Genomic DNA, 21,280 nt, shown 5'->3' with positions numbered 1-21,280 from the left:
CAATACTTGACGAGTAAAGGGCAAAGGGAAAATTGTTTGGATTTCATTCCTTTTCTTTTTCACCTTCGCTCTTACTCTAGATGCGTTGAGAGCTAGTATCAAGAGGATATGAACTGATGGTTACTTTACAAGCATCTCAGACAAAAAATTCTTTGCAAGCCCTACAATCTCATGGGCAGTCTGTCTGGCTAGACTACATTCGGCGCAGTTTGGTGAGCAGTGGTGAACTCCAACGGTTAATTGATGAAGATGGATTGCGGGGAGTTACTTCAAATCCTTCTATTTTTGAAAAAGCGGTTGCTTCACAGTTGCGCTTTGCGCTAAACGCAGGCAGCACTGATTATGATTCGGCATTAACCACGATCGAGCAGAACCGGGATCACGATGTGATGTCGCTGTATGAGTCGTTTGCGATCGCAGATATTCGAGCAACGGCTGATATCTTGAAATCGATTTATGAACAGACGGATCGCCGCGATGGCTATGTCAGTTTGGAAGTTTCTCCTTATTTAGCAAACGACACTCAACAAACGATTTCTGAAGCCCGTAGACTCTGGCAGGAAGTCGATCGCCCGAACTTGATGATCAAAGTGCCTGCAACGCCTGCCGGAATCCCTGCGATTCAACAACTCATCAGCGAAGGCATCAATATCAATGCAACGCTGCTATTTGCTCTAAATGCTTATGAACAAGTCGCTAATGCTTACATCACTGGTCTAGAAATGCTTGCGGCAAAAGGGGGAGATATCAGCCGCATTGCTAGTGTTGCGAGTTTCTTTGTTAGCCGGATTGATACCGCTGTCGATAGCTTGATCACGGCTCAACTCAAAACCACTACGGATGCAGACCAACGCGATTTGCTCAAAAGCATATTAGGCAAAGTAGCGATCGCGAATGCTAAACTCGCCTATCAGCACTATCAAAAGATCTATCAATCAAGTCGTTGGCAGCAATTGTCAAGTCAAGGGGCACAAACTCAACGACTGCTGTGGGCAAGTACAGGAACAAAAAATCCACAATATAGTGATGTGCGGTATGTCGAAGAATTGATTGGATCTGACACAGTGAATACAATTCCACCAACCACGCTATCTGCTTTCCGCGATCATGGACATCCAAGAGCTAGCCTAACTGAAGAATTGAATGATGCGCGATCGACCCTATCAAAATTACAGCAAGCAGGAATCTCTTTGCAGCAGATTACGGATAACTTGCTAACAGAAGGTGTGCAGCTCTTCAGCAATGCCTTTGATCAATTATTAAGTGCAGTCGAGAACAAGCGAGTAAGTATTCTCAATACAAAACTCGACCGCTTCACCTATAAATTGCCGGATGCCCTCAATACTGCTGTTCAGGTATCTCTGAATGATTGGCAGCAGAACGGCAAGATCTGTCGTCTCTGGGCACACGATGCAACGCTCTGGACGGGCACAGATGAAAATAAATGGCTAGGTTGGCTTGGTATTACTGAAGACCAACTTGCACACCTTGAGCCTCTCAAGCAACTGGCGCAAGAAGTGCAAGCTCTGAAGTTTACTCACGTGTTACTGATGGGAATGGGTGGTTCGTCACTGTGCCCAGAGGTCATGAAGTTAACCTTTGGTAAAACAGAAGGCTTTCCCGAACTGCTGGTTCTCGATTCCACTGATCCGGCTCAGATTAAAGCGATCGAACACCAGCTTGATCTCACTCGGACTTTGTTCGTTGTGTCGAGCAAATCTGGCAGTACGCTAGAGCCAAATATCTTCAAACAATACTTCTTCGATCGTGTGCAGGCAATTCTGGGTGCAGAATCCGCTGGCAACCGCTTTATCGCTATCACTGACCCTGGCTCTAAACTGCAACACATTGCTGAAGGCGATGATTTCCATCGTGTCTTCTGCGGTGTACCCAGTATTGGCGGTCGTTACTCTGCCCTATCGAACTTTGGCATGGTGACTGCGGCGGCAATGGGTGTGGATGTAGTGAAGTTCCTAGATACGGCTGAGATTATGGTGCATTCTTGTGCGCCATCAGTTCCGGCAAAAGAGAATCCAGGTGTTGTATTAGGCAATATTTTGGGTGTGCTGGCAAACCAGGGACGAGACAAAGTAACGTTGATTGTGTCACCAGGAATTGCAGATTTAGGCGCATGGCTAGAGCAACTGCTAGCAGAGTCTACAGGTAAAGATGGCAAGGGATTGATTCCAGTGGATCGAGAACCATTAGGAACTCCAGATAAGTATGGGAGCGATCGCATCTTTGCCTACATTCGCTTGGAATTAAACCCTGATGCTGTTCAGGATGCGGCAGTTACAGCCTTACAAGAAGCAGGACAACCTGTAATTCGTATTTCCGTTGCCGATCGCTATCAAATCGGTCAGGAGTTTTTTCGGTGGGAGATTGCCACAGCAGTAGCAAGTTCGATTATTGGTATCAATGCCTTTGATCAACCGGATGTGGAAGCTAGCAAAATTGTGACTCGTCAGTTAACGATTGAGTACGAAAAATCCGGTACATTACCCTCTGAAACACCGATCGCGGTGGAAGCTGGAATTCAATTATTTACAGATTCTACAAATGCAGTTGCGCTACGCAAAGCGGCAGGAAGTGACCAATCGATGGGGGGTTACCTTCGTGCCCACTTAAATCGATTACAGCCAAAAGATTACTTTGCACTACTGGCGTACCTCGATCGCAATGATGCCTATCAAACGCAACTGCAAACGATCCGAGAAACGGTTCGAGATGCCAAAAAAGTTGCGACCTGCTTAGGCTTCGGTCCTCGCTTTTTACACTCGACTGGACAAGCATACAAAGGCGGTCCTAATAGCGGTGTGTTTCTCCAAATCACCTGTGATGATGCAATAGATATTCCCGTTCCTCAGCAGAAATACACCTTTGGCATTGTGAAAGCTGCCCAAGCACGAGGAGACTTTCAGGTTTTGGCAGACCGTGATCGTCGTGCATTACGAGTGCATCTAGGCAGAGATGTTCAAGCGGGTTTAGTCACACTGCAAACAATAATTCAACAGCTATTACAGTGAATCAGGAGAAACAACAATGCAACTTGGTGTCATTGGTCTAGGACGTATGGGCGCGAACATCGCGCGGCGACTGTTGCGAAGTAATCATGAATGTGTCGTGTTCAACCGCACACCAGAGAAAGCGAAACAGCTTGCATCGGAAGGCGCGGATGCTTCGCAGTTTCCCGGAAGGGTAATCGCAGCTTATACCTTGGATGATTTCGTCCAAAAACTTGATAAACCTCGTGCTATCTGGCTGATGGTGCCTGCCGGGGATCCCACCGAAGATATGGTAATGGAACTAGCTCAAAAGCTAGAAGCAGGAGACATTCTGATTGATGGTGGCAATTCCTATTACATCGATGATATTCGTCGGGCAGAATCGCTCAAATCAAAAGGAATTAGTTACGTTGACATCGGAACCAGCGGCGGAGTGTGGGGGCTAGAGCGGGGCTATTGCATGATGATTGGTGGACCGGAAGCGGCTGTGCGCTATCTCGATCCGATCCTGCAAACATTGGCTCCCGGACAGGGTGACATTTCTCGTACGCTGGGTCGAGATCAGGTGAGTGGTACAGCAGAACAAGGATATTTGCACTGTGGTTCTAACGGTGCGGGTCACTTTGTCAAAATGGTGCATAACGGTATCGAATACGGAATCATGGCAGCCTATGCCGAGGGACTCAACATTCTGCATCACGCGAATGTGGGTAAACAACAGCGAGCTGCCAGCGCCGAATCGACTCCGCTCCGTAATTCAGAGAACTACCAATATGACTTTAATTTACCGGATATTGCTGAGGTTTGGCGACGCGGTAGCGTCATTGCCTCTTGGCTGCTGGATTTAACCGCGATCGCACTACTCCAAGATCCTCATCTCTCGACCTTTACAGGTCAGGTTTCTGATTCTGGAGAAGGACGCTGGACAATTATGGCAGCGATCGATGAAGGGACTCCTGCACCAGTGTTGAGTGCTGCTCTCTATCAGCGTTTTAGCTCACGAGGTGAGGACGAATTTGCTAGTAAGCTCCTCTCTGCCATGCGCTATCAGTTCGGCGGACATCTTGAAGAACATGTGGAAATATCATCATGACGATTGCAGTCGCTCCACCGTCTCCAATCCAAGCCTCGGTTCATTTAGCAGAACTTTGTAGGTCGTCATCTTTGGGGCTGCCAAAGACTAGGGTTCGGAAGACAGTGATAGAAAATCAGAAATCATCGGAAATTTAAAGGAAAAGCACAGTTATGTCACTCTCAGGCAAAAGGGTTGTCATTATCGGAGCGAGTTCGGGTATAGGGTTAGCTACTGCATTAGCCGCAGCAGAAGCAGTAGCTAACATTGCTAGCAAAATTCTCGGCCCATTTTACGCTGTCAAACACGCGGATCCTCGTTTGAGTCAGAAGGGTTCCATTACGTTCTTCTCTGGAGTTGCGGCTTGGAAGCTCTTCCCCAATGCATCAGTAGTTTCTGCGGCTAACGCAGCCTTGGCAGCTTTTGCACGCTCTCTAGCAGTTGAACTGGCTCCTATCCGCGTCAATGCAGTTTCACCGGGAGTGGTGGAAATGCCCTCTTGGAATGAAATGCCAGAGGAGGAGCGCAATGCATTTTTTGAGAACCTGGGCAAGCAACTTCCAGCTCGGCGCATAGGTCAAGCTAACGATCTAGCAGATGCCGTTCTATTTCTAATGCAAAACCGTTTCACTACAGGAACAGTGCTGCATGTTGATGGTGGACATCGTTTGATTTAATGCCAACTAAAGGAGCAGGATAGATGGATCTTAACCTAACAGGCAAAATAGCTTTGGTCAGCGGTTCTACGGCAGGTATTGGGTTAGCGATCGCAACTACCCTCACCCAAGAAGGGGAAACTGTGGTCATTAATGGACGCACGACTGAGCGAGTCAATGGCGCGATCGCTCACATTAAACAAACCGTAACGGATGCCAAACTTCAGGGTGTGGTCGCAGACCTCGGAACGCAGGCAGGAGCTTCAGAATTATTCGCGCAATTCCCAGAAGTGGATATTCTGATCAATAACTTAGGGATTTTTGCTTCCAAAGCCTTTGAGGAAATTCCCGACGACGAGTGGATGAAATTTCTGGAAGTAAATGTCATGAGTGGAGTGCGGCTCTCGCGACATTACTTACCGCTGATGCTGAAGAAGAACTTGGGACGCATTATTTTCATCTCTAGTGAGTCTGCCATTAATATTCCAGCAGAAATGATTCACTATGGCGTGACGAAGACTGCACAACTGGGACTTGCTCGTGGTTTAGCAGAGACAACGGTTGGCACTAATGTCACGGTCAATTCAGTGCTTCCCGGTCCTACTCGTTCAGAAGGGGTTGAAGGTTTTATTGCAGGATTAGCAAAAGACCAAGCCATTGCTCCCAAGCAGGTAGAAAAAGAGTTTTTTGAGAAAGTTCGTCCATCTTCGCTGATCAAACGGTTCGCGACAACCGAGGAAGTAGCGGCACTGGTTGCATTTATTGCTAGCCCCTTAGCGTCTGCCATTAATGGCGCAGCCCTACGGGTTGATGGCGGTGTCGTGCGATCGATTGTATAGGTTGTCTTCAATCAATTAGGCATTAACAATTCACAAGCAAACTTTTTTATCATGAATCCCCATTCTCCCAAGCCACCTAAAATCTCGTTGCTGCTGGCAGATGTCGATGGTACGCTTGTGACAAAAGACAAGATTTTAACCGATCGCGCTCGTGCAGCCATTCATAAACTATGGGACGCAGGCATTCGTTTCACCATTACCAGTGGTCGTCCGCCATTAGGGATGAAAATGATTGCTGATGCTCTGAAACTAACAGAACCGATCGCAGCATTTAATGGCGGTCTGTTTGTGCATCCTGACTTTTCCACATTAGAGGAGAATGTCTTACCTACAACCATCGTTCCAGACGTTATCCAAATGATTGTTGCTCATCATCTAGATGTTTGGATCTACCGCGGCAAGGATTGGTTTGTGCATGAACGGCATGGGCCTCATGTCGATCGCGAAGAGTGGACAGTCAAGTTTCCACCCACAGTAGTTTCTAGCTTTGATGGCTTACTCGATAATGTGGTCAAAATTGTTGGTGTTAGCGATGACCTCAATGCTGTTGCCAAGTGTGAAACAGAGGTTCAAAAAGTGTTTGGTTCGCATGTCCACTGCCAGGCAGGAGCTAGTTCGGGTGGAGGGGAGCAGGTTTCTGCTGCTCGATCGCAGTCTTACTATTTGGACGTGACACATCCTCATGCCAACAAAGGAGCGGTGGTCGATCGTCTCTCGCAACTACTAGAAATTCCTAGCCAGGAGATTGCCACAATTGGAGATATGCCCAATGATGTGCCAATGTTTGAACGAAGTGGTTTGAGCATTGCAATGGGTAATGCCAGTGCAGAAGTGCAGAAGCAGGCTGACTACATCACGGCATCCTATGAGGAGGAGGGGTTTGCCAAAGCGGTTGAATCGTTCATCTTAGGTAATCATGATGCAGTAGACAGACCCAAGCACCGTCTTCGATCGACGGTATAGTCCTGTAGTAGGTGAAGCCGTTTGTCCCTATTGTTCTCGTCCACTCCTGCGTCACATTCGCCATCATCAAGTGTACTGGTTTTGTCGTGGTTGTTGGCAGGATGTGCCTTGGGGAAAAGGGAATAGTTTTAGCCAGACAATACTTTTAGGAGAAACAACAATGTCTCATCGAGTACAAGAAATTCTCAGTTGGTATGGTAGCGACAACCCAGGTACATTGACAAACCTGGCAAGATTGCTGAATCACGGGAAATTAGGAGGAACGGGAAAGCTCGTCATTCTACCTGTGGATCAGGGTTTTGAACATGGTCCGGCTCGTAGTTTTGCACCCAATCCACCTGCTTATGATCCACGTTATCATTTTGAGTTAGCGATCGACGCGGGATGCAATGCCTATGCCGCACCGCTAGGATTTTTGGAAGCAGGAGCACGAGAATTTGCAGGTAAAATTCCCCTGATTCTTAAAGCCAACAATCACGATGTGTTGCTCGCTGAGCCAGACCCAACGCAAGCACTGACTGGCAGCGTGGAGGATGCACTGAGGCTAGGATGTGTAGGCATTGGCTTTACTATCTATCCTGGTTCAGAACATCGGTTTGAGATGTACCAACAGATTCGAGCCTGTGCCGAAGAAGCAAAGCGGCATGGATTAGTGGTGATGATTTGGTCTTATGCCCGCGGATCGGGTTTAAGCAAAATGGGTGAGAGGGCGATCGACGTGATTGGCTATGCGGCTCAGATTGCTGCTCAATTAGGTGCTCACATCATCAAGGTGAAACTGCCAAACGAACACATTGAACAGGAGGCAGCCCGCAAGGTGTACGAGAAAGAACAGATCCAGATCGCGACATTAGCTGAGCGAGTGCATCATGTGGTGCAATGTGCCTTTAACGGACGGCGAATTGTTATCTTTTCGGGTGGAGAGATCGACAATGACGATGCTTTGCTAAATGAAATTCGGGCTATCCGTGATGGATATGGATTTGGCTCAGTGATTGGACGCAATTCCTTTGAGCGTTCCAAACCAGATGCGGTGCAGCTACTCAACACCATTATGGACATTTACAACACAAAGCCGTCTCACGTTCAAGTTCCGGTTCTCAATTAAAGGAAGTAATGATGCAAGAATTAATCCGAACACAGGTAAAACCTGACATTCAAGTCTTCCCCAATCCTGAAGCGTTAACTTGGGCTGCTGCTACCGAGTTTGTGCAACAGGCAAACCAAGCGATTCAAGCCAGAGGACAATTTACGATCGCGCTCTCCGGCGGTTCAACTCCCAAAAGTCTTTACGCTCTGCTGGCAACTCAACCGTGGCGCAAACAAATTCCCTGGAATCAAGTTCATCTATTTTGGGGAGATGAACGTCACGTTTTGCCGAGCGACCCTAGTAGCAACTTTCGGATGACACAAGAACGATTGTTGTTTCAAGTGCCGATTCCATTCCAAAATGTGCATCGCATCAAAGCCGAGAATCCGAATGCTCAAAAGGTGGCAACTGAATATGAGCAAGACCTGAAACAATTCTTTCAGCTTGGTGAACATCAGTTTCCTCGCTTTGACCTAGTACTGTTGGGGATGGGGTCTAACGGACATACCGCTTCTCTCTTCCCCGGAACCGACGCGGTTCATGAACAGTCTCGTTCGGTGGTTGCATCTTGGGTAGAAAAGTTAGACACTCATCGCATCACGCTAACGCCACCTGTGATCAACAACGCACGGAAAGTCATCTTTTTTGTTACTGGGTCTGAAAAAGCAGCAACGCTGAAAGCTGTGTTGGAAGGACAGTATCAGCCCGATCGCTTGCCTGCACAAATCATTCGTCCGACTCAGGGCAAAGTGATGTGGATGGTCGATCAAGCAGCAGCAAGTTCTCTATCCACTAATGTTTCGTCAATTCTTTAATATCTCCTCAATTCCTGGCTAAATTATGAAGCCCATTCAATCCGGCGATTGCAGCGTTTATCTTGTCTGCTGATTGTGGCAAGTGCTAGAGGCAGAAGCGAATACGATCGTTGCCGGATCTGCAATTTTGGGTGTTAGAGATTATGCAACTGCGATTAGCGCTTTGCGCAACTCCGAAGGAACCGCAGGTCTTCGTCACAGTAAGCCGCCTGAAATGATCGTTACCTTTAAGCCCCAGGAAATGGTTGTCTCTCTATGAAGCGCCTTACTTTGTTGCTCAGGACGAAAACCGCGCATTATTTTGTCCGTTGGCAAACTTTGCATTGGGCAGAATATACAGCGGAACTAGTAGGCACAACAGTCAACATCTTCGTTGGTCTGAGTGCGGTTGTCTTTGATTTTGGCCAAGGTCTCCCAATGGAGCAGCTTATTCCTAACCACAGTATCCGCTTACTGATAACCGGGTTAATATACTCAGGAAGTGGTTCATTGTTTGCCGTCTCACCTCTAGGAAAACTGAGTGGAGCGCACATCAATCCCTCTGTAACTCTAGCATTTTGGGTACATGGAAAAATGCATCGGCAAGATGCAATAGGATATGTCATTGCCCAGTTTCTGGGTTCGACTTTTGGAGCAACTCTATTGGTTTTGGTGTGGGGAAAATATGCTGGTAGCGTCTACAACGGCATGACTCTTCCTGGAGCAGGGTATGCTCTCTGGTTTGTGTTTCTCGCAGAAGTGTTGATGACATTTCTCCTAGTGATATCAATTTTCTTGTTTGTGAGTAACCGTCGTCTAATGTGCTGGACACCGCTCATAACTTGGCTACTCGTTGCAGCAATGGTTTGGCTCGGCGCTCCGATTTCTGGCACCAGCCTTAATTCTGCCCGCAGTATTGGGCCTGCCCTAGTAACGGGCTTGTGGAGAGACCAGTGGCTTTACTGTATTGCTCCACCTTTGGGTGCATTACTGGCAGTTGCTGTATTTCGCCGATTGAGTATGGGCAAACGTGATATTTTGAGTGGCAAACTATTTCATGTTCCTCACTACCGCAGCATTTTTAAGAATGTCAGCGGACTGAATCGATTTCTGCGATCGCACCAGCCTTAGCTATTGAAATGTAGGAGGACACTATGACACTTGAAGGAAAAGTTGCGCTAGTCACAGGCAGCAGTCAGGGAATCGGGCAAGCGATCGCCGTTTACCTGGCGCAAGCTGGTGCAGATATCGTCATCGATTACCGTTCTCACCCAGACGGTGCCAAAGAAACGTTGGCAAAAGTGGAAGCAGCAGGACGTAAAGGGCATATTGTTCAGGCAGATTTGAGCCTAGTTACTGATGTTCGCAAGCTGATATCAGAGGGAATTGGGCACTTTGGCAAGTTGGATATTCTGGTGAATAATGCTGGGGTCGATGGCAAGAACGCTGACTTCTGGAACATCACTGAAGCAGACTATGATGCGGTACTCAATATTAATCTTAAAGGAACATTTTTCATCACCCAAGCCTTTGTACAGCATCTAGTTGAGACAAAACGAACAGGTAAGATTATCAACATTAGTTCAGTTCATGAGGAAATGGCATTCCCTCACTTCACGTCCTATTGTGCTAGCAAGGGTGGGGTGAAGATGATGATGCGAAATTTAGCTGTAGAACTGGGACCTTTAGGAATCACCGTTAACAATATTGCCCCTGGTGCGATCGAAACTCCCATCAATACTAAGCTGTTGCATGATCCAGTGAAACTCAACTCGCTCAAACAAAATATTCCTCTCGGACGGTTAGGAACACCGGAAGATATTGCTCCAATGGTCGCGTTTCTTGCATCCTCGGCGGCTGACTACGTGACTGGAGCTACGTTCTATGTGGATGGTGGATTGATTCGGAATTATCACGAGCAGTAGAAATTACCATGACGCAAGAAGAAGCAAGGTTAGCAAGTGATCGCGATCGCACTGCCTACTGGAAACGCTGGGGACCCTACTTGAGTGAACGACAGTGGGGCACCGTGCGCGAAGACTACAGCGCCAATGGGACTGCCTGGGAATACTTTCCCCATGATCATGCTCGATCGCGGGCCTATCGCTGGGGAGAAGACGGAATCGCCGGGATCTCGGATACGCATCAGCGGCTGTGCTTTGCGATCGCATTGTGGAACGGCGAAGATCCCATCCTTAAAGAGCGGATGTTTGGGTTAACGGGCAATGAGGGCAACCACGGGGAGGATGTCAAAGAGTATTACTTTTATCTAGACAATACTCCTACTCATTCCTACATGAAATATCTCTATAAATACCCACATCATGCATTTCCTTACACTCAGTTGGTAGAAGAAAATCGCCGCAGAAGCCGACAAGAATTTGAATTTGAACTACTGGATACAGGGATATTCAATGACGATAGTTATTTTGATGTATTCATTGAGTATGCCAAAGCATCACCTGAAGACATTCTGATTCAGATCAATGTCGTCAATCGGGGATCTGAAACGAGAACATTACACTTGTTACCCACGCTGTGGTTTCGCAACACTTGGTCTTGGAATGTTGGACAAAAGAAAGAAAAACCTTGGCTAAATGTGAGCAAAACAACGGCTGATTTCAGCATCATCGAAGCGTTTCATCCAGATCTGGGTATGCGATGGCTTGCCTGCGATGGCATCCCTAACTTGTTGTTCACCAATAATGAAACAAATTTTCAACGGTTGTTCAATGTTAGCAATGCTTCACCCTACGTTAAAGATGGCATTCATGATTACGTCATTCACAACCATAAGGATGCAATTAATCCCAATCAAACTGGAACAAAATTCTCGGCTCATTATCAGCTTGTCGTTGCTCCCGGTGCAACGCAAACGGTGCGGCTACGCTTGAAAGACTCCCCCACTTGTCTTAACGAGAGTCAGACAGACTTGTTTGGGCAAGACTTTGAGGCAATCTTTCGCGATCGTCAGCAAGAGGCGGATGAATTTTACCAGCGCATCTGTCCTGTTTCACGGTCTGAGGAGATGCGAACTGTGCAACGACAAGCATTTGCTGGCATGCTCTGGAGCAAACAATCCTATCACTACGTAGTTCATGATTGGTTGAATGGTGATCCGGCGGGTCCACCTCCGCCACCAGAACGGCAACAGGGCAGAAATCATGAATGGATGCACCTCTATAACGATGATGTGCTCTCAATGCCCGACAAATGGGAATACCCCTGGTTTGCCGCATGGGATTTAGCCTTTCACTGCATTCCGCTCACCATGCTAGACCCAGAGTTTGCCAAACGTCAGTTGAGTGTCTTAATGCGAGAGTGGTACATGCATCCCAACGGGCAACTTCCTGCCTATGAGTGGGCATTTGGTGATGTCAATCCCCCCGTTCATGCATGGGCAGCCCTGCACATCTATCAAATCGAACAAAAAATGTATGGTCGAACTGAACGTCCTGATGGACGCACCGGAGGCGACCGACCATTTTTAGAACGAGTGTTTCAGAAACTGCTGCTCAATTTCACCTGGTGGGTGAATCGCAAGGATATTGAGGGCAAAAACGTATTTCAGGGTGGATTTTTAGGATTAGATAACATTGGGGTGTTCGATCGCAGTGCTACACTGCCCAACGGAGGATACCTCAATCAAGCAGATGGCACCAGTTGGATGGCAATGTACTGCTTGAATATGTTGATGATTGCGCTGGAGCTGGCAAAAGAAGATGTCGTTTATGAAGACATCGCCAGCAAGTTTTTTGAGCACTTTCTCTACATTGCTGACGCGATCGAGGGAGTTGGTGAAGCGGATCTGTCGCTGTGGGATGAAACCGATGGGTTTTACTACGATGCTTTACATTTGCCCGGTGGTCACCACTTTCTGATGAAAGTTCGCTCCATTGTGGGATTGGCTCCATTATTTGCCGTTACTGCTTTAGAGTCAGAAATCTTTGAGCAATTTCCTGGTTTTAGAAAACGAACGGAATGGTTTATGCAAAATCGCCCTGACTTAGTCCAAAATCTTGCTTGTTTGGAGATGACAGGTGCTGCAAGCAGAAGATTACTGGCGATCGCCGGACCCAACCAACTACGGCAAATCCTTGAAAAGATGCTGGATGAAAGTAAATTTTTAGGACCGTTTGGAATTCGTGCCTTATCTAAATTCCATGCTGAGCATCCCTACATGTTGGAAGTTGACGGAAACGAATACCAAATTGATTACGAACCTGCCGAATCGACAACAAGCTTGTTTGGCGGCAATTCTAACTGGCGGGGTCCTGTCTGGTTTCCAATTAATTACCTGATTATTGAATCTCTACAAACCTATCATCACTACTTGGGTGATGACTTCAAAGTGGAGTGCCCTACTGGTTCTGGACAGATGATGTCGCTGTTGGAGGTGGCGAATGAATTATCTCGGCGATTAGTTCGGACATTCTTAAAGGATGATGCTAACCGACGACCTGTATATGGCAGTATAGAAACTTTTCAAACCGATCCCTATTGGAAAGACCTGATTTTATTTCATGAATATTTTCATGGCGATAATGGTGCAGGTCTTGGTGCAAGCCATCAAACTGGCTGGACAGGGCTAGTGGCAAAACTAATCCAGCAGTGTGCAGAGCAGCATAGTAGCTCTCAGCCTGAGCAGATTGAATAACAGAGTAGAAAATAATCAAGGATAAAATAATATGGCTCTTGCTCCTAATCAACTTCCTCTAATTGATCAAGACGATTACCATCTCTTACGACAACTGCGAGAGCGAGAGCCTGCCCAATTACCACCACCCCGTTTAACTTTGGGTCAGCGCCTTTCAGACGTAGTGGCGGCGATCGTAGGTTCTTGGCGGTTTATTGCCATTCAAAGTGGGATATTGGCAATCTGGATCATGCTGAATGTCATAGCGTTTGTTCAACACTGGGACCCTTATCCTTTTATTCTGCTGAATCTAGTGCTATCGTTTCAAGCGGCTTATACTGCACCCATCATTATGATGAGCCAGAATCGGCAGGCAGAGGTCGATCGCCAGAATGCTAAACATGACTACGAAGTTAATATGAAAGCAGAGTTGGAGATTGAACTGTTGCATGATAAGTTCGATCGCCTAGAACAGATTTATACACAAGAATTCGATACTATCAAAGCGATTCAGCAAGAGCAACTCGATCGGCTTAAAACCCTAATCACGAGAGAGCAAGATGAGCAGCAATGACGTAAACCGTAAAAACATGAAACTTGAAGGTGCGCCTGTGCTGGACAAGAAAGGCTCTTCCAGTAATGCAACGACTGAATCACCGTCGAGTTCCCCAAATCCAAATGCTTTACCAGGTGCTATTCTACCTTCGTCAAGGGATGCTCCAACCTTACTTTCCTCTGCCTAATGTGATGGAAGAGCGTTAATAAGTAAAATCTGTCAATCCCGACCACAACTGTTGCTACAGGAAAATTATTAGATTTAAGTTGAGGTACCAACTTAAGTTTGAGTTAATCTCATCTTCTAGTTGGATAGATGAATCACACTCTCTGCTGTAAAAAATAGCAACTCTCGTTGGACGACAAGTCGAAGACAATCACATATATTAAATCTCATACAAGCATCGCTGTAGCACTGCATAGGTAGGTTAGATATAACAATGCTCTTGCAGAATGGTTTGCCACAATTTGTAAACACGTTAATTGTATGAGCCATTCTTGTTCACGGTCTTCTAGTAACCCATTAATTTGTCAGAACTTCAAACCCACTTGATGTCTCACTGGAGAGAGTTCTATGTCACTTACCACATTGCTAACCGAAGATAATCTTGAGTACCAAAGGTTTTCCTCTCAAATTGATTCTTCAATTAATCAGGCACTTACTATTGTTGCAAAAGAAGTTGCTGAAATCCTTCAACTCAAGGTTTCGGTTCAAACAGTTGGCATCAACGCTGTCGAGACGATCGCCATTCGAGCGATCGAACCAGAATGGATTCAAGTTATCACTGCTGAACCGTTGACTGTTCGTGAGTTGGAAGTGCTGCAATTGATTGTCGAGGGATATAGAAACTCCGTTATTGCTGCAAAACTCTATATGACTGAAGGAACGGTGAAGACCCATGTTCGCAGCGTTTTTAGAAAGCTTTGCGTTGAAGATCGTACCCAGGCAGCAATTCGGGCACTCCGCGCTGGTCTTGTTCATTAAGTTAAGAGAACAAATGAGAAAAAAAGAGAATTTGAGAAAAGAAATGGTGAGAAGATGCTAACTTTTGATCAATCTGGTTATGGGTCACCCACTTTTAGCTTTTACCGTAGCAACTCTAGGAGCATTGTTTCCAGTTGCAAATCCTATTGGGGCTGTACCTTTTTTCTATAGCTTAACAGCGAACGATTCTTCCCGGTTCCGACTCAACCAAACTCGTAAAACAGCTTTGAATGTCATCGGGGTTCTAATTGTATCGTTCATGGTGGGTAAGCTCATTCTCAATTTCCTAGGTATTTCATTGGGAGTTTTGCGAATTTCAGGGGGTCTGATTGTTGCTCACACCGCCTGGGAAATGGTGACAGCTCACCCACGATTGACCGCTCAAGAGCATCACGAAGCGATCGACAAGGAGGATATTTCCTTCACACCGATGGCAATTCCAATGATTAGCGGTCCAGGTTCTATTGGAGTTGTAATTGGACTCGCAACGCAAGCGCATGGGTGGATTGAGCAACTAGGGTGTGTTGTAGGAATTGTCCTGTTGGGACTAATCCTTTATTTGTTTCTGGTATTAGGAGAGCCGCTGATTGAAAAGGTTAGTGTCACAGGAATGGGGGCGTTGAATCGCATTCTAGGATTTTTTATTCTGGCGATCGCGGTGCAGTTAATAGCTGATGGTGTTCTGGAATTGCTGAAAATCAGTTAACTTATCTATCTTAATCTAGACTCATTCTGTGGATTAGTTTATTTTTAGCTCCAGTGATTGCTCAGAAGTTGTACCAGCAGAGTGAGGACAGCCAGATGAAACGATCGCATCTCAAAACATGGGTTCTGACAGGCAGTATCGTGAGTGCCTTGCTTTGGGTTCAACCGATCGCCGCGCAAGTGATTCCTGATACCACATTGCCTGCGGGGGAGCGATCGCAAGTTTCAGGCAATCCAAACGTTCAAATTGATGGTGGAGCAAGACGAGGGGACAATCTGTTTCACAGCTTCAGCCAGTTCTCAGTGCCAACGGGCGGTTCTGCCTATTTCAACAATGCGGCTGATGTGCAGAACATTTTCGGTCGCGTCACAGGTGGATCAGTCTCGAATATTGATGGCTTGATTCGGGCAAACGGGACAGCAAATTTGCTCTTGCTCAATCCCAACGGCATTCTGTTTGGTCCGAATGCATCACTTAATATCGGCGGTTCGTTTGTGGCGACGACTGCCAATGCGATCGGCTTTCCGAATGGCGAGAAGTTCAGCAGCGACGCGACCCAACCGTTACCGAGTCAATTACTCACGGTGAATCCCAATGCCTTTTTCTTTAATCAGTTAATACCCCAGCCAATCATCGTTCAATCTCGGTTTGACGAGAGGGTTTTCACTAACTCTGGTTTTAACGCCACGGGTTTACAGGTTCCCCCTGGGAAAAACCTATTGCTCGTCGGCGGACCGATTCAGCTAGAGAGTGGAGAACCTTTTACTCCCGCCAGTCTTCCTGGACAACCTTTGTTGAGGTTTCTCGCCAATGGCATACAAGACGCGCAACCAGATGGTGGATGGTTAATTAGTCCGGGAAGCTATGTCGAGTTAGGGGCTGTAGGTGGGACAGGAACTATTGGTTTATCGACGGTTAACTCCGACTGGCAACTCGCGATCCCGAATGCAGTGCCAAGAGCCGATATCTCCTTGAGCAATGGTAGTGGCATTTATGTTACAGGAGCCAGTGGCAGTATTAGAATGCTTGCCCAAACGATTGACATCTCCAAAAGTAGACTTGTGATTGGGATTCCTAGGGATTCAGGACTAACCAATGCCCAAACCGGAGATCTAGATTTGAATGCAACTGGCTCGATTACGCTCAGCATGAGCGACTTGAACAACTATTTAGCCGGACAGGGAACGCTCGGTAGCGTCAATCTCACTGCGGGCGATCGAGTCTTTTTAGATCGCACTGCTATGTCTAGTGGTATGAAACCAACGGGTGTTGGTAACGCTGGCAATATCAACATTGCAACCGGATCGCTTTTTTTCACCAATCATACTAACGTGCAGTCTTACACGGAGGGACAGGGCAATGCAGGCAGTATCAATATTAATGCCCGCAATACCATCTCTTTCGATGACAGCCCTGTGTACAATATCAGCAGACCTGGTGCCGGTAACGCTGGCGATATCAACATCGCGACCGGATCGCTTTCTCTCACGAATGGCGCTGGACTGACTTCCTTCCAGAGTGGACAGAGCAATGCAGGCAGTATCAATATCAATGCTCGTGATACCGTTTCTTTCACACAGGGATCTGGAATAGGCTCCGTCACGATTGGGGCGGGCAACGCAGGCAGTATCAATGTGAATGCCTACAATACGGTTTCTTTAGATACTGGTTACATCAGCAATTACACTTTTGGCACGGGTAAAGTTGGCGGTATCAACATCACGACCGGAGCACTTTCTCTTACCAATGCCGGCCAGTTGCTTACCTTCACCGGTGGGCAGGGCAATGCAGGCAGCGTAAATATCAATGCTCGTGATCGCGTCTCCCTAGATGGTGATTTCTTTAGGAAAGACACCAGTGGTAGATTTACAGAGTATAGAACCAGCAGAATCTCTACACAGACGGTTTCGACTGGTCAAGGAGGAGATGTGACAATCTCAACTGGCTCACTGTTTTTAACCAATGGGGGTGTTGTGAATGCCTCTACTCAAGGGCGGGGAAATGCCGGTCGCGTCGTCATTAATGCGCGTGATGTACAGATTCGTGGCACAGCCCCTACTTTTGCCGATTACAGCAGTGAAGTGCTTACCTCGGTAATACCTGGAGCGCGTATCTACTACCGCAGTGGGGTGTATACCTTGGCAGAACCCGGATCGGCGGGAAGTGCAGGGGATGTCAGCATCAACACCGGGACACTCTCTGTTGCCGATCGAGGGAGAATCAACACAAATGCACAGGGACAAGGCAGGGCAGGAAATATTCAAATTCAAGCGAGTGATGCTGTCTCATTTGATGGGGGAAATGCCATCAGCACACTTGAATCAGGGGCGGTGGGCAACGGAGGCAATATCGACATCACGGCACGATCGTTCTTAGCAACGAATGGTGCTCAATTGTCTGCCAGCACGGCTGGACAAGGAAATGCTGGCAATATCACAATCAAGGCTGATACCCTTGGCATTCAAGACCGTGCCAACGTGACAGTGAGCAGTTTGAATACGGGTCAGGCAGGTTCGTTGCTTCTGGATGCCGATCGCCTCTTTCTCAACAATCAGGGCGGCATTCGGGCAGACACCACAGGCGGTGGGGGTGATATCAATGTGCGATCGCCCCTGGTTCTCCTCCGCAACGGCAGCAACATCTCGACGGATGCGACTGGAACTGGCATTCCTGGCGGCAACATTGGCATTGATACTCGCTTTCTGATTGCAGTACCCAACGAAGATAGTAATATTAGCGCCAATTCTAAAGATTTTCGGGGTGGCAACGTCAGCATCAATTCCTTCTCTATCTTCGGTATCCAATCCCGCCTCAATCCGACTTCCTTGAGCGATATCACGGCGACAGGTGTGACTTTTGCCTTACCGGGGACGCTCGACGTTACCACCGCAGGCATTAACCCGACTTCTGGTTTAGTGCAATTACCCACTGACCCAGTTGCTCCTGGATTGATTGCTCAGGGCTGTCCTGCTAACCAGGGCAACTCATTTGTTATTACAGGTCGCGGTGGTTTGCCGCCCACACCAGAACAACAGTTAGACGATGATGCGGAGTGGCAAGACCGACGCAGGCTAACCGTGATTGGGAGAGAAAGACAAGGAGACAAGAGGACACAGAGGCACAGAGAAGCGATCGCAAACCCCTCCGCGTCCTCCATCCCAATTGTTGAAGCGACTGGCTGGCAGAGAACTCCGACGGGAGAGATTCTTCTGGTTGCCAACTCATCTCATCCAACCGTGCAGAACTCAATGCATCAACTAGCTGCTTGCAACGGTAGGCAGTAAATCAGAACATAAAATCAACCTCTTCCCTTAGCTTGAGTCATGATGCAGGGTAGCTTATCCTGTCCCTATTACTGCGAGAGAGGATAGCAAGATGAATCGATCGCATTTTCAAATCAGCGTTTTGACAGTCAGCCTCGTGAGTGCAGGGTTTATTCAACCGATCGCCGCGCAAATCGTGCCAGATACTACATTGCCTACGGAGGAGCGATCGCAAGTTTCAGGCGATCCCAGTGTGCAAATTGATGGGGGAGCCAGGCGAGGGGGCAACCTTTTCCACAGCTTCAGCCAATTTTCCATACCGACTGGAGGTTCTGCCTACTTTAACAATGCGGCTGATGTGCAGAACATTTTCAGCCGCGTCACAGGTGGATCAATCTCAAATATTGATGGGGTGATTCGGGCAAATGGCACGGCAAATTTGTTTTTGCTCAATCCGAATGGCATTTTGTTTCGTCCCAATGCCCGACTGAATATTGGGGGTTCGTTTGTGGCGACGACTGCTAACAGCATTAACTTTGCTGATAATTTTCAGTATAGCGCCACCAATCCTCAAACCGCACCGCTATTGACGGTGAGTGTTCCGGTTGGCTTGCAGATGGGAGCGAATCCAGGGCGCATTGAAGTGCAGGGGAATGGCTACAATTTATCTGTTCTAGTCCTTCGGTTTTCTCCTATTACCAGAAATAATAGTGCATCAGGGTTGCGGGTGCCAGTCGGTCAGTCTCTTGCTTTAATTGGAGGAGATATAGATATTGCAGGCGGTACGCTGACAGCAGAGCAAGGACACATTAAGTTGGGGAGCGTTCGCAATGGACAAGTTAGTCTTGGTGATGGTTTTACCTTCAGCTATCCAGGAGTACAAACCTTTGGGGATATTCGTCTATCGCGACAGGCATTAGCCGATGCAAGCGGGGGCGGTTCAATTCAAGCGCAGGGGAATCAAGTCTCGCTGGCAGATGGCTCACTGATTTTGGTTCAAAATGGGGGGACTCAATCAGGAGGAACCATTAGAGTGAATGCTGCCCAATCGCTGGAATTAAGCGGAAGTAGCCCAGATGGTCGATTGCTTGGTGGATTGTATAGTGAAACTGCGGGAACTGGACGTGGCGCAGATATTACAGTTTCAACTCAGCAGTTAATTGCACAGAGTGGGGCGGGAACTGTTACTCGCTCCTACAGTTCTGGTGATGCTGGCAACGTCATTGTAAATGCTTTTGGCTCTATCCAACTGATTGGATTTTCGTCCACAAATCCTACTTTTGCCAGTGTTATCGGTAGTGGTTCTTACAGCTCTGGAGATGGAGGAACGATAACGGTATCAACAGAGCGGTTGAGTGTTCTAGACGGAGCAACTGTATCAACTGCCACTTTTGGATCTGGCAAGGGTGGTGCTTTGACGGTGAATGCAGCTGAAGCAGTAGAAATAGTAGGAGTGACACCTCTTTTCACTCGGAGCAGTGTGGCCTCTAACGCCCTCAATGCTGGCAATGCTGGAGTAGTAACGATTAACACGGCAAGGTTGGTGCTTCAAAACGGAGGCACTGTCAATACTTCCACTTTAGCAACTGGTAACGGCGGCAGTGTCACCATCAATGCCAGCGAATTTGTCGAGGTTAGTAGTACAATGTTTGGCAATCCTTTTCCCAGTCGTGTGGGTTCGTCTGCCTCTATTGTGGTTGAATCCTTACGACAAGTTTATAGACTGCCTGACAGACCAAGTGGGAATTCAGGTAGCGTGACTATTAATACGCCTCGTTTGAACATCAGTAATGGGTCAAACATTGGTGTCAACAATGAGGGGACTGGGAATGCTGGCACATTGCAGGTGAATGCCAACTCGATTTCTCTCGATCGTGGCAGTTCAATTACTGCGGCTACTGCATCTGGGGAAGGAGGCAACCTTGACCTGAATGTGCGGGATTTTCTACTGCTGCGAAACAATAGTCAAATCACAACCTCGGCGAGGGGCAGTGGCAATGGCGGCAACATTCGGATTAATGCAGGATCGATCGTTGCCGTTCCTACCGAAAACAGCGACATCAGTGCTAACTCTGTGAACGCTCGTGGTGGCAACATCACAGTGAATACCTATGGTATCTTTGGCATCGAGACTCGATCGCAAGACACGCCCTTGAGTGACATCACCGCAACTGGATCCACGTCTGCTCAACAGGGCACGGTGCAACTTAACATCGATCGGCTTGCCCCTACCGCTGGCTTAGTCGCATTGCCCACCACCGTCGTTGATTCTTCCCGTCTGATTGCTCAAGGGTGTCCCGCCAATCAAGGCAACTCCTTCGTCATTACTGGTCGCGGTGGCTTACCGCCCACACCAGAGCAACAATTAGACGATGATGCGGAGTGGCAAGACCGACGCAGGCTAACCGTGACTCAGCCGCCAGAAGCTAAGGACACGGAGATCCGGAGACGCGGAGACATTCCTAATTCAACTGGAGAAGCAAGTTACAAACCTCAAGATCACTCTACACCCTACACGCCAGTTGTTGAAGCAACTAGCTGGCAGAGAACGCCTGCTGGAAAAATCATCTTAGTTGCCAACACCTCTAACTCATCAGTGCAGAATTCGTTGAACTACCCAAACACCTGCTCGCGAAAATAGTAAATGCCTTCAGTTAGCGTTAACTCAGATCTTGCACCATTCTCAACAGGACTTGCCAAACGCATCAAAATCTGA

Annotated in this window: 16 protein-coding genes; all 16 read left to right on the top strand. The window is 47.5% G+C overall.

What is annotated here, in order from left to right:
• Nucleotides 1-116: 116 nt before the first annotated feature.
• The 16 genes from AC5JLB_RS23950 (at nt 117) to AC5JLB_RS23875 (ending at nt 21,205) form a co-directional block, all read left to right on the top strand.
• The gene (locus tag AC5JLB_RS23950) at nt 117-3,026 is read left to right on the top strand and encodes a bifunctional transaldolase/phosoglucose isomerase (RefSeq protein WP_495876340.1); all 2,910 of its coding nucleotides are present in this window, start codon (nt 117-119) and stop codon (nt 3,024-3,026) included.
• Nucleotides 3,027-3,042: 16 nt separating this feature from the next.
• On the top strand, nt 3,043-4,098 hold the full coding sequence (gnd, locus tag AC5JLB_RS23945) for a phosphogluconate dehydrogenase (NAD(+)-dependent, decarboxylating) (RefSeq protein WP_495876339.1): 1,056 nt from the start codon (nt 3,043-3,045) through the stop codon (nt 4,096-4,098).
• Between the two features lie 152 nt (nt 4,099-4,250).
• Nucleotides 4,251-4,754, top strand: a complete 504-nt coding sequence (locus AC5JLB_RS23940) for an SDR family oxidoreductase (protein WP_495876338.1) — start codon at nt 4,251-4,253, stop codon at nt 4,752-4,754.
• 23 nt (nt 4,755-4,777) lie between these two features.
• Nucleotides 4,778-5,572: an SDR family NAD(P)-dependent oxidoreductase gene (locus AC5JLB_RS23935; RefSeq protein WP_495876337.1), complete on the top strand. Its 795-nt coding sequence runs from the start codon at nt 4,778-4,780 to the stop codon at nt 5,570-5,572.
• 51 nt (nt 5,573-5,623) lie between these two features.
• Entirely contained in the window at nt 5,624-6,535 is a 912-nt protein-coding gene (locus AC5JLB_RS23930; RefSeq protein WP_495876336.1) for a Cof-type HAD-IIB family hydrolase, read from the top strand.
• A 160-nt stretch (nt 6,536-6,695) separates the two neighbouring features.
• The gene (locus AC5JLB_RS23925; RefSeq protein ID WP_495876335.1) at nt 6,696-7,643 is read left to right on the top strand and encodes a class I fructose-bisphosphate aldolase; all 948 of its coding nucleotides are present in this window, start codon (nt 6,696-6,698) and stop codon (nt 7,641-7,643) included.
• A gap of 8 nt (nt 7,644-7,651) precedes the next feature.
• Entirely contained in the window at nt 7,652-8,440 is a 789-nt protein-coding gene (gene pgl / locus AC5JLB_RS23920; RefSeq protein WP_495876334.1) for a 6-phosphogluconolactonase, read from the top strand.
• Nucleotides 8,441-8,513: 73 nt separating this feature from the next.
• A complete protein-coding gene (locus AC5JLB_RS23915) occupies nt 8,514-8,699 on the top strand; it encodes a hypothetical protein (protein WP_495876333.1) in 186 nt (61 codons plus the stop codon).
• Nucleotides 8,696-9,550, top strand: a complete 855-nt coding sequence (locus AC5JLB_RS23910) for an MIP/aquaporin family protein (RefSeq protein WP_495876332.1) — start codon at nt 8,696-8,698, stop codon at nt 9,548-9,550. The genes AC5JLB_RS23915 and AC5JLB_RS23910 overlap by 4 nt, the downstream gene beginning before the upstream one ends.
• Nucleotides 9,551-9,573: 23 nt before the next feature.
• The gene (locus AC5JLB_RS23905) at nt 9,574-10,344 is read left to right on the top strand and encodes a glucose 1-dehydrogenase (protein WP_495876331.1); all 771 of its coding nucleotides are present in this window, start codon (nt 9,574-9,576) and stop codon (nt 10,342-10,344) included.
• Between the two features lie 8 nt (nt 10,345-10,352).
• Nucleotides 10,353-13,076 (top strand): MGH1-like glycoside hydrolase domain-containing protein, encoded by a 2,724-nt coding sequence (locus AC5JLB_RS23900; protein WP_495876330.1) that lies wholly within the window; start codon nt 10,353-10,355, stop codon nt 13,074-13,076.
• 31 nt (nt 13,077-13,107) lie between these two features.
• Nucleotides 13,108-13,629 (top strand): DUF1003 domain-containing protein, encoded by a 522-nt coding sequence (locus AC5JLB_RS23895; RefSeq protein ID WP_495876329.1) that lies wholly within the window; start codon nt 13,108-13,110, stop codon nt 13,627-13,629.
• A gap of 555 nt (nt 13,630-14,184) precedes the next feature.
• On the top strand, nt 14,185-14,595 hold the full coding sequence (locus tag AC5JLB_RS23890; protein WP_495876328.1) for a response regulator transcription factor: 411 nt from the start codon (nt 14,185-14,187) through the stop codon (nt 14,593-14,595).
• Between the two features lie 79 nt (nt 14,596-14,674).
• A complete protein-coding gene (locus AC5JLB_RS23885; RefSeq protein ID WP_495876327.1) occupies nt 14,675-15,301 on the top strand; it encodes a MarC family protein in 627 nt (208 codons plus the stop codon).
• Nucleotides 15,302-15,396: 95 nt separating this feature from the next.
• Complete coding sequence (locus AC5JLB_RS23880; RefSeq protein ID WP_495876326.1) at nt 15,397-18,585, top strand: two-partner secretion domain-containing protein; 3,189 nt, start codon at nt 15,397-15,399, stop codon at nt 18,583-18,585.
• A 91-nt stretch (nt 18,586-18,676) separates the two neighbouring features.
• Nucleotides 18,677-21,205 carry a two-partner secretion domain-containing protein gene (locus AC5JLB_RS23875; RefSeq protein WP_495876325.1) on the top strand — a complete coding sequence of 843 codons (2,529 nt, stop codon included), beginning with the start codon at nt 18,677-18,679 and terminating at the stop codon, nt 21,203-21,205.
• Nucleotides 21,206-21,280 lie beyond the last annotated feature (75 nt).

The sequence above is a fragment of the Myxacorys chilensis genome, assembly GCF_059505265.1.
The sequence above is the reverse complement of the archived record's forward strand: the minus strand, read 5'-3'. Positions and strand labels throughout refer to the sequence as shown.